This window comes from Halomonas sp. AOP43-D1-4 (genome assembly GCF_052446175.1).
GTDB lineage: Bacteria > Pseudomonadota > Gammaproteobacteria > Pseudomonadales > Halomonadaceae > Vreelandella > Vreelandella citrativorans.
Map to the genome: position 1 here is coordinate 143,489 of NZ_JBQSVY010000009.1, position 15,553 is coordinate 159,041.

A 15,553-nucleotide genomic window follows, 5' to 3' on the forward strand; every position below is an offset into this window, starting at 1 on the left:
CGCAAGGGTAACCGCCTAATACGTAAACGTACGGTAAAACCGCCAGCTCGCTACTGGCGGTTTTTTTCTTTATCCCCGTTCCAAGGGTTTTCAACCCCCAGCGTATCGGCGGCAAAGGCTTCGCGCTCACCTAATGGGCGCTCTTCACCAATAGTGGTGTCTTTATAGGTCTGGCGCTCCATTTCACTGTTCACTTCTGCACCTAGCAGTACCACAAACGCAGACAGCCAAAACCACATCATCAGTACAACCACGGCGCCCAGTGACCCATAAAGCTCACTGAAGCTTGAAAAGTAGCGGACATAAAGTGAAAGCCCGCCTGACCCAAGTAACCATAAGGTGGTCGCCAGCAGCGTGCCATAGCTTAACCAGCGCCATTGCGCGGCACGCCGATAAGGCGCAAACCGGTACAACAGGGCAATTAAAAAGCTCATGATGATCAACAAGGCAGGCCAACGCAGCCACTTAAATACTTGATCGAAAGGATCATCCACCGCTAAGGCATCGACCAACACAGGCACAATCGCAATAAAGCCAAGCGATACCAAGGTCATGCCAATCAGGCCAAACGTCAGTAGCACCAACACAACACCGCGAAGAAAGAAGTTACGCCGCTCCTTTTCGCCATAAACCACATTCAGCCCCACCACGAGCACTCCCACGCTTTTGGAAGCGATATACATGGCGACCAATAGCCCTAAAAGCACCGCCATTACGTTGCCAGATTCGGCACTCTCAACCACTGTCTGGGTCTGCTGGTCAATAAGGCTTGCCGCATCCGGGGGCATAAAACGGCTTAGCTCATAAAGCTGCCGCCCTGCTTCCACCGGGTCAAACAGTAACCCCCACAGCGATATTACCGCTGCAATGGTAGGAAATAGTGCCAGCAAAGCGTAAAACGCGACACCAGCCGCCAACATGGTAAGGCGGTCACGCTTAGCGGCGCGCAACACCCGCCATACAACATCAAACCACCCATAACGTGGAATCTCATCGGGCTTTTTGGCACGTCTCCCTCGGTGGTTCTGTGAACTCTCGTGGCTCATGGCGCCCCTTCCCAGATTAATAACAGTGCCAAAACAATGGCTAACGCCATCATCAAGCCGCTCGTATGGTGGCGCATCCAGCTTTCCATGGCCGTTAGTTGAGTTAAGCGCGCCATCATCCGTTTTTCAATGGCCAGAGCAATACCCACAGATGCTGCTTTAACATCGCCACACCACTGCCCAGCAGAGCGAACCCCTACCAAGGCATTTTGAACGAGCCACGCATAAGGCCACCATAAGTCGCCTGCAGGCGGGGGGCATATACGCCAATGGCGCGTTAACCACCATCCCGCCCACGTTAACACGATGCCTACGGGCAGTGGCCACATCAGGCTAAACCACTCTTTCAACGGGGGGATTTCCGCACTCCCTTGAGGAAGCGGTAGCCATATCGGCGTCACAAGAGCGGCAGTTAATGCAGCAAGCCAAGCACCCCACTGACCAGGATGGCTGCCACCGGTGCTGCGCTGCTGCCACTGCCGCCAGAGACTGACACTCACCAACGCAGAGGTGCCAATTGCCGCCCAGGTTAACAGCGCGACCAGTTGCTCATGATGCATCTCATACAGCGCGCTTTTGACGCCCCACTTGCTGACGAGCCCAGCGCCAAAGGAGCCGGTAAGCGACAAGGCAGGCAGCGCCAGCAGCACCCAGACAAGCGCCAACGGCCACCGAGGTAAATGCTCACTAACACTGGTCCCCATAAATAGCGCGCCTTTGGCCAGCGCGTGGTGAGCCGCAAAGAGGACCACGCCCGGCAGCAACAAGGGCCACACCTCGGGTGCAGCCAATCCCATAGCGACCATGGCGGTCAGCATGCCCATTTGGCTGATGCTGGAGTAAGCTAATACGGCCTTGGGATGCCTCTGCCACACCCCATACAGCGCCGCGCCAAAGGCAGCGGCCAAACCAGCGATCACCATGATGTCGCCAAGCCGGGTGAGCGCACCGGAAAGCGAGGTTTCCCCCAAGGGTAATACGTAGATCCAGCCAAGCAGTCCGGCCTTGATCATCGCGCCGCTTAGCACCGCGCTGGCCGGAGCGGGGGCCGCCGGATGCGCAAGCGGTAGCCACACGTGTAAGCCGATAACGCCAGCCTTCACGCCCAGCCCAAGCCATAGCAAGCACGCCATTAAGGCACCATACTCAGCCGTGGCGATCCCCTCACGTACGCCTGCCAGCAGTACGGTTTCCGCACTACCGGCCGCCCACAGCAAGCCTCCAAGAAGCAATCCTTCGCCGACCACCGCGAGAATCAAATAGGCCCTCGCCCCCAGCTTCGCATCCGGCGTACCGTTATGTACGACTAGGCCATAGGCGGCAAATGTCATCAGCGCAAAGCCCAGGTAAAAAGTGGCGATATCCTGGGCGATAATCAGAAGTACGTTACCGACAAACGTTAATGGCCATAACAGAGCCAAGCGCAACAACCGGCGCTCAGCGGCACTGTCGCCCGCTTGGGCGCTGGCCTGCTCCTTGGCAAAATATCCACGCGCATGAATCGCTACAAAACACCAAAGCAGCGCGGTGAAAGCAAGCCAAGGGCGGCTCAGTGCGTTAAGCGACCAGTGCCCGCCCAGCATCCAGGCATCTATCACCCACTGGGCTTCCCCCATATACGCCAACAGTAGTGCCGGCCATGCCGCACTGAGCCAGACCCACGAGAAGTAGCAGCGCTGAGCAGCAGGTGTACGATAAGCCTTCCATACGCCCATCAACGACACGCAGACCGGCCAGCAAAGTGTTATCACCAAGAGTAGCGTTATCATTGCAGGTACTCCCCCTCGGCTACACGCGTTGCCCAATCCAGTGGGCTAAACGGCAACCCGGCAAGTGCGCCAGCAGCAATACTGAGAACGGCGGTAAACACCGCAGGCCAGAGCAGCCAGCCGTGAGTTTCCAAACGTCCAAGACGCTGATCTTTTGGCCAGTTTCCATTGCCATGGGCAGGGCCAACACGAAACCAAAGACGATGCACGATCGGCAGAAAATAGAGGGCATTTAGCGCACTGCTTGACACCAACACGGCGACAACCCAATACATGTCGGCCTGAATGGCGCCAATTCCCAAATACCATTTAGTGATAAATCCGGCCACAGGCGGTAGACCAATCATGCCAAAGGCGCCCACCGTAAAGGCCAGGCTGGTGAGTGGCATACGCTTACCCGCTCCATCCATCTCATCAATGCGGTGGATGCCCAGCTCTTCTGCATAAATACCCGCACAGAAAAATAGCGTTACCTTCATGATCCCTTGGTGCAGTAGGTGAGCAAGCGCGCCAATGGTGCCAAAAGGACCCACCAGGCTAACCCCAAGTACGATATACGACACTTGGCTGATGGTTGAAAAGGCCAGTCGCGGCTTTAACTCCTGCTGCGCGATGGCACGTATTGAGCCGTATATAATAGTGATCGAGGCCGCCACTGCTAATACCGTCGTAACCCCAAGCTCTACGCTTAGCTCAATGCCATACAGGTCGTAAATAATTCGCAAAATGCCAAAGGCACCGGCTTTTACCACCGCCACTGCGTGCAATAGTGCGCTTACCGGTGCCGGTGCGACCATGGCCCTGGGCAACCAGCCATGCAGCGGCACCATCGCAGCCTTAACGGCAAACCCGCCCACCAGAAGCGCAAATATAAACGTTAGCAGGCTGCGGTGGTTTACTAAGTAGCCTTCTAGACCGCGCTCGGAGGCGAACGAATGGTCGCTCGTTAAACTATATAAAAGCACCGTACCCAACAGCAGTACTACGCCTGCGGTCAGGGTGTAACGTAGATAAATTCGCCCAGCATTTAAGGCTTTATCAGTGCCCGAATGGACCACCAACGGATAGGTGGACAGCGTCAGCATTTCGTAGAAAATCAGAAAGGTAAACAAGTTACCGGCCAGCGCAATACCCAGCGTACTGGCAACACATAAGCTGAAAAACCCAAAAAAGCGCTTACGGTTCGCGGTTCCTTCCAGATAACCAATGGCGTAAATCGTAGTGCATAGCCATAAGAGCGACGAGAGCCCGGCAAACATGACGCCCAACGCGTCAGCACGCAGTACAAAGTCGATATTACCGACCACCTGAAAGCTGAACACGGCCTCCTCGCCACGTGCTACGAGCGTTACCATTAGCGCCACTAGGCTGATTTTGATGACCGCCGCCAGCAGGTTGATACTGGTACGCATCCGCCTGGATGCTTCAGGCAGTACAAAAATAATCACCGCAGCCAGTAGCGATGCGGCCAACGCAGTCAAGGGTAGCCAAGCGACATTCATGCGTTATCTCCATGAAGAAGCTCAAGCGGAAAGTGCGCTAAAAGTCCTAACGCTAATGCCGCCATGGCTAAGCAAAGCGCAATCGCATCCATACCCGGAGCAAGCGGCTGAAAACGGTGGCGCGGGGCCTCCTCCAGGAACGAATAGCGGAAAAAGCGAAAAATATAGGCGGCGGTTAACAGTGTACCTATAAGCAATACTGCCACTGCCAGCCACTGGTGGGAGAGCACCATGGCTTGCAGGAGCAGCCATTTAGCCGTAAAGCCCGCGCTTGGCGGCAGCCCCATTAAAGTTACCGACGCAATTCCAAAAACCAACAGTGAAAGTGGTAGGCGGCGGCTGGTGCCAGCAAGCCCCTTTAGGGTGGTTTCACCGGTGGCCATCATCAAATTACCGGCGGCTAAAAACATCGCGGCTTTCGCTAGCGCATGGCCTATTAACTGCAACCAGAACCCTTCCCACGCCAGCGCCTTTACTACTGACGCTACATTGGGGCCTAGCAATAAGGGGAACACCACCATCAAGTAGCCCAACTGCGCCACGGTTGATGAAGCCACCACTGTTTTGAGCGTTTCAGCACGCCAGGCAATTAAGCCACCCCATATAATGGCCAACATGCCCAGCCAGGCGATTAATCGCGGCGCCCAAAAGGTGTCCGGTAATAAAAGACTCCACAGCTGAAGCAGCACGAATAGCGATGCTTTAACCACCAGCCCAGCATGCAATACGCTCACAGGCGTCCAGGCGCTGGAATGCACCGGAGAAAGCCAGGCATGAAGCGGAAAGAGAGCAGCTTTCAGGGCAAGCCCTGCCCCTATTAGCGCCGCGGCGATCCAGACAATCGGCCCTGGCTCAATAACCTGCGCAAGCCCGACCAAATCAAGCCGCCCCCAAGTGCCCAACAGCAGCGCGACGCCCAGTAAATAGGCAAGCGACCCCACCAGCGTAAGCAACAGATACCGCATACCGGCCAACAACGCCGTGGCCTTACCTGAAAGCAGCAACATGCCTACTGCAGCCAACCCCATGGCTTCCAGCGCAAGGTAGAGCGTGATCAAGTCAGTGGCCAGCCAAATCAACGAAAGCGCGCTGACCATAACGCCCATCAACGGCCATATCCAACGGGCCAACGGTTCGGGTGCCGAAAGCCGCAGCGAGCCTGGGGTATAAAGCGCCGCTGCCGCTGCCAGCCACTGCGTTATCAGTAACATCAGCACGCTTACCCCGTTTAAGCGCAGCGCAACATTAATCCCCCAGGCTTCCCAGCCCCAGTGCAGTAGCCCTACTTGCTGGTAGTCGATCAATAACGATAGCCCGGCGGCCAATACAGGAACGCATGCCAACGCGATAGGCCACATCCGCTTAGGTGGCCAGAGTGCGGCTAGCCCACCGAAGACAAGCGGCAAACACACGGCGGCAGCCAATGCCCAATGGCTGGTCAAAAGCGGCTCGAATGTACTGTCTGTCAGGCCAAATCGCTCTATCATTTAGCCTTCTCCCCAAGCCCGTCATCCTCTAACAGGGCCTCTTGCCCTTCAAGCTGGTAAAGCTTTCGGATCACTAATGCCCCCAGCAGTGATCCGATCCAAGCTATCACTAGGCCCACTATAACCAGCGCCTGCCCTTGGGGAATTGCGCCTGCAACCCCGGCCAAGAGCAGAAACACACCCGACCCCAGCACGTTAAAGGCAAGCAAACGGCGCAATAAATGGCGCTGCCAGGCAAAAGCGCCCATTGCTGTGGCCACCACCGCCACTCCGGCCAACACCAGGGGGTGCTTTGCAGGCGAGTAAGCCATTTCAGGTAGCACAAGGAAAATGGCAGCTCCGACCATCAAACACCAGGCAAGCGCTAACACAATGCGCATGACTCTATGCGTTAGTGGCGGCTCAAAATGATCGTAACGGGGTAATTTAGAAGCGCTGGAGGGAAAGATACCTAACGCGTAAAAAAAGCAGGCAACAGTTAATACCGTGCCCAATAGCCCTTCGACAGCCGCTAACCAGGGCATCCCCAGGGTTAGCCAGGCAAGCGCCATTGTGAGCGTAAAGGCAAAAAAGGCGCGACACGCACGCACCAAATGGCGGTCAAATAGGCAAATCAGCGCTGCTATCAAAAGACACAGCGCTAATACAGCCTCGATGAGGTCGACAGACGAGATTACTGCCATTGCTATCCTTGCAGCGGCTTATAGACAAATTACTTTGCCTATCTTTTGATCACTTGTCGATGTAAGGATTACTTCAGAAGAGTGCTCAACCACTGACCAATATCGCCCACTTGCTGAGGGCAAAGTGCGTGAGCCATAGGATACTGGCGATAGTTGGCGGTGTAGCCTTGGGCTTTTAAACGCTCAAACCCAGCCCGTCCCAAACTCTCTGCCACGATAGGGTCCATATTACCGTGATGCACCTCAATCGGAATTGCCTTGTTAGCGTCACTCAATTCGATACTGTCTGCTGTGGCAAAGTAGGTCGACATTGCCAGCAACCCACCTAACGGCAACGGAAAAGATAACGCCGCCTGATAAGCCACCGCGCCCCCCTGAGAGAACCCTGCCACGATAATCCGCTGGCTATCGATACCGTGATCAATCTGTTCCTGTATCAGCGCCTGAATACGCTTGGCAGAGCATTTCAGCTGTACTTCATCAACACGGCGCCCGAGGTCCATCGCCAGAATGTCGTACCAGGCGGGCATCACCATGCCGCCGTTAACGGTCACCGGCAGCCGTGGCGCGTGCGGCATAATAAACCGTACGTGGGCGTCTTCAGGAAGGTTAAGCGCGGGCACCAGAGGCTCGAAGTCATGCCCATCGGCACCTAAGCCATGAATGATAAACACACAGGCATCGGCAGGTTGACCGTTTTTCGGTTCAATAATCAGTTCGCCTGGGTCCGTCATGATATTTATCCTTACTTAATTAAAAAAGCACGCGATTAGGGCGCTTGAACGGTTAGCGCAAGCGGCGATGAAACATTAACAGACCCTAACGTAAACCGGCATTCACAGCGAGTGATTACGCTTAAAAGGGCCACACATGAGGAATCAATATGAGTGCGATGGCCCCGGTTAGCACGTTTAGGCCACCGCCTACGCGCATAAAATCACTAATACGATAACCGCCGGGGCCATACACCATTAAGTTGGTTTGATAGCCAATAGGCGTTAAAAAGCTGGCCGAAGCGGCAAACATTATTGCAATCACATAAGGCATTGAGCTTACACCAAGGCTCTCGGCGGCGGCCATGACGACCGGAAAAATAATCACCGCCGCACCGTTATTAGTGACAAGCTCGGTTAGCAGCGCCACAACGCAGTACGTACCTATCAAGAGCAGCCAAGGGTTACTGCCTACGACATGCAGTATGCCGCCGGCAATAGCATCTGCGGCGCCCGAACTCTGCAGCGCGGCTCCTACGCCAAACGAGGCAGCAATCGTCAAAAGCACTTGGCTATCCAGCCCGCGCCGGGCAGCTTCAACCGAACAGCAGCCACTTAACAGCGCCAGTGCAGCGCCCAGCATCGCGGCATTTAGCATGCTCAAAACGCCGAATGCGGCCAGCAATACTGCCCCCAGCAGAATCCCCCAGGCGAGCGGCGCTTTTTCATGAACAGGCCGCGCAGAGCCGTTTAGCTCACTGATCAAGAGAAAGTCTTTTGACTGACGGTGGCGTTCAATAAACGGAGGACGCGCTTCCAGTAGCAGCACATCAGCGGGCTGCAGGCGTACCTGCCCCAGATTGCCGGTGACACGCTCACCGCCTCGGCAGATAGCCAGTACGGCCGCACCATAAAGCGTCCTAAAGCGGCCGTCTCGAATGCGCTGGCCAATGAACTGGCACTGGTTCGACACTACGGCTTCGACCAAGCGGCGCTCTTTGAACTCTTTTTCAAGGCTGGAGGTATGATCGTGCGAGGGTATTAATCCACGAATTTGCTGTAGTTCGACAGCGGCATCGCTGGTGCCCACAAACACCAACCGGTCACCACCCTTTAACTGTTCACCAGGCCCCACAACACTCACAACGTTACCGTCACGCTCGATCTCAACCAGGAACAGCTCTTGCAAGTGGCGCAGCCCGGCCTCCTCCACCGTTCGATTAACCAGAACGCCTTCCCGATCGATCTCCATCTCAATGGTAAATTCACGCGGGTTAGCGAACGCATTGGCCAACCCCTCGCGGGCAGGTAACAGGCGCGGCCCAAGAATCACCAGATAGGCAAGCCCTACCACGGCGACCGGCACACCCACCCAGGCAAGGTCAAACAGGCCCATGGTCACATTGGGATAACGCTCCGTCAGCAGCCCATACACCACCAGGTTGGTGCTGCTGCCAAACAAGGTAATCGTACCGCCAAGAATGGAGGCGAAGCTTAACGGCATCAGCAGCCGCTGAGGGGAGCGTCGCAGCCGCCGACTCCAGCTCATAACCGCCGGTATATAGGTAGCTACTACAGGGGTGTTATTTAAAAAAGCACTTAAAGAGGCCACCGGTAACAGTAACCGCACCAAAGCACCCCGCTCGGTTTTAGGGCGCCCCAATACATAGCGAATAATAAGATCGATACCGCCCGTTTCACGGATGCTAGCCACCAGCACGTACATAAAAGCGACCGTAAATAGCCCACTGTTGGAAAAGCCGCTTAACGCCTGAGCTGGCTCAATAACGCCCAGGGTCATCAGTACAATGACAGCGCCAAGCAAAATGATGTCGGGCCCTAACCTCGAGACGGTCATTAGCGGGAAGATGGTGGCAACCACCGCTATCGCAATCCATGCATCCAGTGTCATAACGCGACATTCCTAACAAAAGTAATGCGCTATTGTGACCTCAACCACATATTCTAAAAAGTTATTTTTAGAAACATTTAAATACCAAAATAGAATAAGAAAATTCACACACAAAAAACCCCGCTCGTGAGCGTAATGCTATTCGGTTAAGGTTTGCCGATGACCGAACAGCATTACCGCTTCGGCGGGGTCTTCCTATCTCAAGCCCTTGAGAATAAATAAGCGCCCTAGTAGGCAGTAGGCGATATATCCATGGTGCCACTGGAATCGATCGAAATACGGTATCGCGTTTCTTCATTCTCTCGCGCCAAGAATTCAGCCTCCTTCAGCCCTCCGCCGCAAGCGCCCCCTGAAAGGCATGCAGTCGATCATTGGGGACGCGCTTAGCGGCATCTGACGATATGGGCGTTCTAACCAATCTTAGCTTTAAGGGGGGGGGGAGGGGAAGGCGGCGCTAGCCTGCTGGAATCAAGCTTTACTCCCAAATCGGGAGGCGCTACAATATCCCATATTGGGAGGTGGCATGAGAGTCATAGCAAAGCGTACGCTGAAAGAGTTTTGGGAGCAGGGCTATGGCGATGCCGAAACCCCGCTGACCGAGTGGTATAACATGATGCTAAAGGCATCTTGGGAAACACCACAGCAACTAAAGGCTGATATTAGAACAGCCAGCATCCTTAAAGGTGGGCGCGCTGTTTTCAATATCGGCGGCAATAAGTACCGGGTAATCCTATCCATTCGTTATGAGCAGCAAATTGCCTGGGTTCGATTCGTCGGCACCCATGCTCAGTACGATAAAATTGATGCGGAGACAATATGATGAACATTCAGCCCATCCGTAATGATAGCGACCTTGATCGCGCTTTCGCTCGCCTAGAAGAGCTTTGGAGTGCCGCGCCGGACTCTCCTGAAGCCGATGAAATTGAAGTGCTTTCCATCCTTATTGAGAAGTACGAGGATAAGCACTATCCCATTGGCCCGTCCGACCCCATCGAAGCTATCAAATTTCGCATGGAGCAACAGGGGCTAACGCAGCGCGACCTTGAGGCTTATATCGGTCCTAGTGGCCGCGTCTCTGAGGTATTGAACCGTAAGCGCAAGCTAAGCCTGGGCATGATAAAAAGACTTCATGACGGCCTGAAAATCCCTTACGACAGCCTTATGAATCAGGTCGCCTAACCACCAGACCCCGCTTCAGCGGGGTTGAATCCTTCCTGCCCATCAAAAGACTCTAACCGCAATGTCTGCTGTATCTGATTTGCTCGGTAGTGGCATCTGTGACGCTTCTAGCTGGGAAGTGGATAGCAAAAAGCCCCGGCGCTAGGCTCGTAATGCTGTTCACTTAAGCGGCGCCGCCTTGCGATTTACTGGATAGCGGGTTTTGGATATTTTTACCGTCCTCGGCCTTGATGGTCGAGGACGGTCATCCAGAAAGGTGAAGAGCAGACTCTATCCATTCGACAGGGATATGCTGGGCAAAGGTGCTGAGGCCAGTGAAGGAATGTAGCTCATCAATATCGAGCAATGTCTGTTGAATAGGCACAAAAAAATCCGGTATCCAATGAAGAATACCGGATTTTCTTAGAGCCTTCGGTCATCGTTAACCGAACGGCATTACGCTCACGAGCGTTTTTTCAGCTTACTAACGCCTGGCGCTAGCAGCGAACATCAAATGCTGAGAATTAACCCAGAACTTTGATGTTGGAAGCCTGAAGGCCTTTCTTACCCTGAGTGACGTCGAAGGAAACCTTCTGGCCGTCTTGCAGAGTTTTGAAACCGTCAGCTTGAATTTCAGAGAAATGCGCGAACAGGTCGTCGCCATTGTCGTCCGGAGAAATGAAGCCGAAACCTTTAGTGTCGTTAAACCACTTAACGGTACCAGTTGCCATGATCGAAATCCTCGATGTAGCTTAATGTAAAGCCGGGAAATACCCGAATTGCAGTGGGTAGAACAAGAAACTTTCACCAGACTCACGCTTAGGCGTTCGATACTGCTGACAACGTTCGACTTGCTAACCAACTGCGTTTAAGAATGCGCCTAACCAGGTCACACGTCAACACTATGCTTAAAAAAAAAGTTAATGCAACACATTTTCCTCTAAAATCCATTTAGCCGCTTTTTCTGCAATCATTAACGTGGGCGAGTTTGTATTACCGCTGGTGATGGTGGGCATTATCCCCGCATCCGCAATGCGTAACCCCTTGACGCCCAGCACTCGTAATTTAGCATCCACAACGGCCATCGGATCATCAGCACAACCCATCCGTGTTGTGCCTACTGGATGAAAAATGGTGGTACCTATGTCGCCTGCCAAGCGCGTTAGCTCGTCATCACTTTGATACTCAAGCCCCGGTTTAACCTCCTCGGGAGCATATTTGGAAAAAGCCGCTTGCGCTGCAATGTGCCGAGTAACGCGCAGTGAATCAGCGGCCACCTTTCGATCCTCGTGGGTGCTTAAATAGTTGGGCGAAATAGCCGGAGCATCAGCTGGATTGGAGCTTTTCAGGCGGACTGTTCCGCGACTGCTCGGATTTAAGTTGCATACGCTGGCGGTAATGGCCGGATAAGGATGTAGCGGCTGCCCAAATGCCTCAAGGCTTAATGGCTGAACGTGATACTGAATATTAGCGTGCTCATACTCGTTAGAACTGCGCGTAAAGGCGCCAAGTTGTGAAGGTGCCATGCTCATGGGGCCGGTGCGCTTGCACAGATACTCCCAGCCAATGCCTGCTTTACCCAGCAAAGTGCCTGCTACTGCATTGAGCGTTTTTGCATTGGTGACACGATACACTGAGCGGATCTGAAGATGATCTTGCAGGTTCTCGCCTACACCCGGCAGGTCATGCACTACCTCAATGGCGTGCTCTTCAAGATGTGCTTTAGGCCCAATACCCGATAACTGCAAAAGATGCGGCGAGCCAATGGCACCGGCACATAAAATTACTTCTTTGCTGGCGCGGGCGTTCAGATTTTTCCCGCGCTGGATAACGTCTACCCCGTTACAGCGTGGGCTGCCCTGATCATCTTCAAAGCAGAGCCGATTCACCTGGGTAGAGTGCCAAAGCGTCAGGTTGTTACGTTTAAGCGCGGGATGTAAAAACGCCTTGGCGGTGTTCCAGCGCCAGCCACTACGCTGGTTGACTTCAAAGTAAGCAACGCCTTCATTATTGCCACGGTTAAAATCCTCGGTGCGGGGAATGCCGGCCTGCACGGCCGCCTCGGCGAAGTCGTCCAACACTTCCCACTTCAAGCGCTGCTTTTCAACCCGCCACTCACCGCTATCGCCGTGAAACTCGCGCTGCTCGGCATCCGCATCGCCTCCTTCATCCAGCCGGTAGTGGCTTTCATGCTGCATAAAGTCCGGCAGGCAGTTCTCCCACCGCCACGCCTCATCACCCACGACTTCTGCCCAGTGATTGTAATCGCGCGCCTGGCCGCGCATATAAATCATGCCGTTGATACTCGAACAGCCGCCCAGGGTTTTTCCCCTCGGGTAAATCAGCGAACGGCCGTTCAGGCCTTGTTCTGGCTCGGTGCGAAACAGCCAATCGGTGCGCGGGTTATTAATGCAGTACAGATACCCCACCGGAATATGAATCCAGTGATAGTTATCGCGCCCACCCGCTTCGATTAGAAGCACCCGATTATTCGGATCGGCGCTTAACCGGTTGGCCATCAGGCAGCCTGCGGTGCCTGCACCTATCACAATGTAGTCAAATGCCAAGGTTTGTTGTTGTGTCATTTGCCTTGCTCCGCATCGACTTATTTGGCCGTCGGCATCACAAACTCAGCCCCGTTATCAATCGAGTCTGACCAGCGCTGCATAATTGACTTCTGCCTGGTATAAAAACGTACGCCCTCCTCACCGTAGGCGTGGGTATCGCCGAACAGTGAACGCTTCCAACCGCCAAAGCCGTGCCACGCCATCGGCACCGGGATAGGCACATTGATACCGACCATGCCAACCTGAATACGGCGCCCGAACTCTCTTGCCACGCTGCCGCTTTCGGTAAAGCAGCTGACGCCGTTACCGAATTCATGGTCGTTGATTAACTGAATGGCCGTCGCGACATCCGGCACGCGTACGCACACCAACACCGGGCCAAAGATCTCTTCTTTATAGATCGTCATTTCCGGCGTGACGTGGTCGAAAAGCGTGCCGCCCATCCAGAAGCCGTCGGCACAGTCACTACCCACCTGGGTAGTATCAAACTCACGGCCATCCACGATCAGTTTCGCACCTTCAGACACGCCTTTTTCGATGTAGCCGGTAATACGCTGGTGGGCCTGACGCGTTACGATCGGCCCCATTTCGGCATCCAGCTGCATGCCATTTTTTACTTTTAGCGCTTTAGCGCGCTCGGCAAGCTTGGGCACCACGCTATCCGCCACGTCGCCGACCAGTACCGCTACGCTAATCGCCATGCAGCGTTCGCCCGCCGAGCCGTAGGCGGCGCCAATTAACGCATCCACCGCTTTATCCAGGTGCGCATCAGGCATCACGACCATATGGTTTTTCGCCCCACCCAATGCCTGCACCCGCTTGCCGTGCTTGGCACCCCGCTCATAGATCAGGTTGGCAATTGGCGTCGAGCCAACAAACGAGAGCGCTTTGACCTCGGGGTGATCGATTAATGCTTCAACAGACTCCTTCCCTCCCTGCACCACGTTAAACACGCCATCGGGCAAACCGGCCTGCTTCAGAAGGTCTGCCAGCATTAGTGACGCGCTAGGGTCAAGCGGGCTTGGTTTGAGAATAAAGGTGTTACCCGTGGCGATAGCGATAGGGAACATCCACATCGGCACCATGATCGGGAAGTTAAACGGCGTAATACCCGCCACAACACCAAGCGGTTGCCGGGTTGTCCAATTATCAATACCGGTACTGACCTGCTCGGTGTAGTCACCTTTAAGCAGTTGGGGGATACCGCAGGCAAACTCGACAACATCGATCCCGCGCGCCACCTCGCCCTGGGCATCGGTAAATACTTTGCCATGCTCTTGGGTGATCGCCTCAGCCAAGGCATCTTTATGCGTATTCAATAATTCCAGAAACTTAAACAGCACCCGAGCCCGTCGAATGGGTGGCGTATCGGCCCACGCAGGAAATGCTGCACTGGCCGCATTTACAGCCACCTCCACATCGCTTTGTGACGCCAGGGCGACACGGCCGGTGACTTGGCCGGTGGCTGGGTTAAACACATCCTGGGCATCGCCAGAGCAACCTTCGCTGATCTGACCATTAATAAAGTGCTGAATGGCTGTTGTTGTCATCATCACTACCTTTATAAGCAGAACCAATGGGATCTGCCCAGACTAGCGTGATTGTTGGCGCGATCAATTGAGTAAATTTAAACCGGGATATAAGCTCTGCTAATAACAAAATGAAAACCAGGAGGCGCCATGCACGAATATGCGACACTACGGGCATTTGTCATGGTCGCCCGTCTAGGCAGCGTCTCACGCGCGGCTGAGCAACTGCACCTTACCCAGCCCGCCATCAGCCTAAAGTTGAAGCAGCTTCAGCTAAGCTTGGGGCTTACTTTGTTTGAACGCCGCCCCCAGGGCTTAGCGCTAACGCCTGATGGCCATGCCCTGCTACCCTCCGCCGAGAAAGCCCTAGCAAGCGCCTATGCTTTTGAGCAAACGGCCAATACGTTGCACAGCACGCCAAGAGGCAAGCTCAAGATAGGCACGATTGTCGATCCAGAATTTATTCGCCTGGGCGCTTTCCTGCGCCGCCTAATGACGCAAGCACCGCAGCTTGAAACCGAGCTTCATCATGGGATGAGCGGCAATACGTTAAGGCGTGTTGAGCAAGGCGACCTGGATGTAGGGTTTTACCTAGCGCCGCCCGGCCTGGGAACCGACCATGAGGCGCTTGCCTGGCGCGAGCTGACCCACTTTCACTACTACGTTGTTGCCCCGATGGGCTGGGATGCCCAACTGGCCGATACGCGCTGGGAAGCCCTGGCCCGCTTGCCCTGGATCGTCACGCCCGAGGACTCGGCCCATCACCGCCTTTTACAACACACACTTGCCAGCAATGGCGCCACACCCAATCGCGTCGCTCAGGTCGATCAGGAGGCCTGCATGCTGGACTTAGTCCGCGCGGGCGTTGGCCTGAGCCTTGCGCGCGATGCTCTGGCTATGACCGAGCGTCAGGAAAGCGGCCTTGTCATTGCCAGCAATATTCGCCTGCCCTGCGCACTTAGCCTGATTTGGCGCCATGATCGTGCAGAAGAACCTCCCATTGACGCGGCATTACGTACGCTGAGCGAAGTATGGTCCTCGCTTTAAAGAAACTGGCTTTAAAAAGATGGACGGAGCTATCACTAATACATACGCCAGCCAACCAGCCATTGATAAAAGACGTACGCACTTTTATTGCCACCCCGGAAATGCCCTTTGGCGGGTCAAATTCAGGAGTAATCGATAAC

At 54.5% G+C, this 15,553-nt stretch carries 13 protein-coding genes; 3 read left to right on the forward strand and 10 right to left on the reverse strand.

The window, feature by feature from the left end; translation table 11 throughout:
* Positions 1-50: 50 nt before the first annotated feature.
* From ACT3RQ_RS11670 to ACT3RQ_RS11700, 7 genes are all read right to left on the reverse strand, one after another.
* Positions 51-1,046: a YihY/virulence factor BrkB family protein gene (locus tag ACT3RQ_RS11670; RefSeq protein ID WP_172117273.1), complete on the reverse strand. Its 996-nt coding sequence runs from the start codon at positions 1,044-1,046 to the stop codon at positions 51-53.
* Entirely contained in the window at positions 1,043-2,815 is a 1,773-nt protein-coding gene (locus tag ACT3RQ_RS11675) for a proton-conducting transporter transmembrane domain-containing protein (RefSeq protein ID WP_444640375.1), read from the reverse strand. Before ACT3RQ_RS11675 ends, ACT3RQ_RS11670 begins: the two co-directional genes overlap by 4 nt.
* Complete coding sequence (locus tag ACT3RQ_RS11680; RefSeq protein WP_444640374.1) at positions 2,812-4,317, reverse strand: complex I subunit 5 family protein; 1,506 nt, start codon at positions 4,315-4,317, stop codon at positions 2,812-2,814. The genes ACT3RQ_RS11675 and ACT3RQ_RS11680 overlap by 4 nt, the downstream gene beginning before the upstream one ends.
* Positions 4,314-5,804, reverse strand: a complete 1,491-nt coding sequence (locus tag ACT3RQ_RS11685; protein WP_444640373.1) for a complex I subunit 5 family protein — start codon at positions 5,802-5,804, stop codon at positions 4,314-4,316. Before ACT3RQ_RS11685 ends, ACT3RQ_RS11680 begins: the two co-directional genes overlap by 4 nt.
* The gene (locus ACT3RQ_RS11690) at positions 5,801-6,487 is read right to left on the reverse strand and encodes an NADH-quinone oxidoreductase subunit K (RefSeq protein WP_444640372.1); all 687 of its coding nucleotides are present in this window, start codon (positions 6,485-6,487) and stop codon (positions 5,801-5,803) included. Before ACT3RQ_RS11690 ends, ACT3RQ_RS11685 begins: the two co-directional genes overlap by 4 nt.
* Positions 6,488-6,555: 68 nt before the next feature.
* Positions 6,556-7,221: an alpha/beta hydrolase gene (locus tag ACT3RQ_RS11695; protein ID WP_172117278.1), complete on the reverse strand. Its 666-nt coding sequence runs from the start codon at positions 7,219-7,221 to the stop codon at positions 6,556-6,558.
* 121 nt (positions 7,222-7,342) lie between these two features.
* Positions 7,343-9,112, reverse strand: a complete 1,770-nt coding sequence (locus ACT3RQ_RS11700; protein WP_172117279.1) for an SLC13 family permease — start codon at positions 9,110-9,112, stop codon at positions 7,343-7,345.
* A gap of 523 nt (positions 9,113-9,635) precedes the next feature.
* Here ACT3RQ_RS11700 and ACT3RQ_RS11705 point away from each other — a divergent pair.
* Together ACT3RQ_RS11705 and ACT3RQ_RS11710 are read left to right on the forward strand one after the other, a co-directional pair.
* On the forward strand, positions 9,636-9,932 hold the full coding sequence (locus ACT3RQ_RS11705) for a type II toxin-antitoxin system HigB family toxin (protein WP_444640371.1): 297 nt from the start codon (positions 9,636-9,638) through the stop codon (positions 9,930-9,932).
* Positions 9,929-10,291 (forward strand): helix-turn-helix domain-containing protein, encoded by a 363-nt coding sequence (locus ACT3RQ_RS11710; protein ID WP_226912098.1) that lies wholly within the window; start codon positions 9,929-9,931, stop codon positions 10,289-10,291. Before ACT3RQ_RS11705 ends, ACT3RQ_RS11710 begins: the two co-directional genes overlap by 4 nt.
* A gap of 503 nt (positions 10,292-10,794) precedes the next feature.
* On the opposite strand, the gene ACT3RQ_RS11715 is transcribed toward ACT3RQ_RS11710, so the two are convergent.
* The 3 genes from ACT3RQ_RS11715 to ACT3RQ_RS11725 form a co-directional block, all read right to left on the reverse strand.
* Positions 10,795-11,001 carry a cold-shock protein gene (locus tag ACT3RQ_RS11715; RefSeq protein ID WP_054641278.1) on the reverse strand — a complete coding sequence of 69 codons (207 nt, stop codon included), beginning with the start codon at positions 10,999-11,001 and terminating at the stop codon, positions 10,795-10,797.
* Between the two features lie 189 nt (positions 11,002-11,190).
* Positions 11,191-12,855 carry a GMC family oxidoreductase gene (locus ACT3RQ_RS11720; RefSeq protein ID WP_444640370.1) on the reverse strand — a complete coding sequence of 555 codons (1,665 nt, stop codon included), beginning with the start codon at positions 12,853-12,855 and terminating at the stop codon, positions 11,191-11,193.
* A gap of 20 nt (positions 12,856-12,875) precedes the next feature.
* Positions 12,876-14,387 carry a CoA-acylating methylmalonate-semialdehyde dehydrogenase gene (locus ACT3RQ_RS11725; RefSeq protein WP_444640369.1) on the reverse strand — a complete coding sequence of 504 codons (1,512 nt, stop codon included), beginning with the start codon at positions 14,385-14,387 and terminating at the stop codon, positions 12,876-12,878.
* Positions 14,388-14,516: 129 nt separating this feature from the next.
* On the opposite strand from ACT3RQ_RS11725, the gene ACT3RQ_RS11730 reads away from it, so the two are divergent.
* Positions 14,517-15,413: a LysR family transcriptional regulator gene (locus ACT3RQ_RS11730; RefSeq protein WP_444640368.1), complete on the forward strand. Its 897-nt coding sequence runs from the start codon at positions 14,517-14,519 to the stop codon at positions 15,411-15,413.
* The last annotated feature ends 140 nt before the right edge of the window (positions 15,414-15,553 follow it).

Bases quoted from the DNA above. Each gene is read 5' to 3' on its own strand.
- ACT3RQ_RS11680 (WP_444640374.1), bottom strand. From the start codon at position 4,317: ATGAATGTCGCTTGGCTACCCTTGACTGCGTTGGCCGCATCGCTACTG.
- ACT3RQ_RS11675 (WP_444640375.1), bottom strand. From the start codon at position 2,815: ATGATAACGCTACTCTTGGTGATAACACTTTGCTGGCCGGTCTGCGTG.
- ACT3RQ_RS11710 (WP_226912098.1), top strand. From the start codon at position 9,929: ATGATGAACATTCAGCCCATCCGTAATGATAGCGACCTTGATCGCGCT.
- ACT3RQ_RS11695 (WP_172117278.1), bottom strand. From the start codon at position 7,221: ATGACGGACCCAGGCGAACTGATTATTGAACCGAAAAACGGTCAACCT.
- ACT3RQ_RS11685 (WP_444640373.1), bottom strand. From the start codon at position 5,804: ATGATAGAGCGATTTGGCCTGACAGACAGTACATTCGAGCCGCTTTTG.
- ACT3RQ_RS11715 (WP_054641278.1), bottom strand. From the start codon at position 11,001: ATGGCAACTGGTACCGTTAAGTGGTTTAACGACACTAAAGGTTTCGGC.
- ACT3RQ_RS11720 (WP_444640370.1), bottom strand. From the start codon at position 12,855: ATGACACAACAACAAACCTTGGCATTTGACTACATTGTGATAGGTGCA.
- ACT3RQ_RS11705 (WP_444640371.1), top strand. From the start codon at position 9,636: ATGAGAGTCATAGCAAAGCGTACGCTGAAAGAGTTTTGGGAGCAGGGC.
- ACT3RQ_RS11700 (WP_172117279.1), bottom strand. From the start codon at position 9,112: ATGACACTGGATGCATGGATTGCGATAGCGGTGGTTGCCACCATCTTC.
- ACT3RQ_RS11690 (WP_444640372.1), bottom strand. From the start codon at position 6,487: ATGGCAGTAATCTCGTCTGTCGACCTCATCGAGGCTGTATTAGCGCTG.
- ACT3RQ_RS11670 (WP_172117273.1), bottom strand. From the start codon at position 1,046: ATGAGCCACGAGAGTTCACAGAACCACCGAGGGAGACGTGCCAAAAAG.
- ACT3RQ_RS11730 (WP_444640368.1), top strand. From the start codon at position 14,517: ATGCACGAATATGCGACACTACGGGCATTTGTCATGGTCGCCCGTCTA.
- ACT3RQ_RS11725 (WP_444640369.1), bottom strand. From the start codon at position 14,387: ATGACAACAACAGCCATTCAGCACTTTATTAATGGTCAGATCAGCGAA.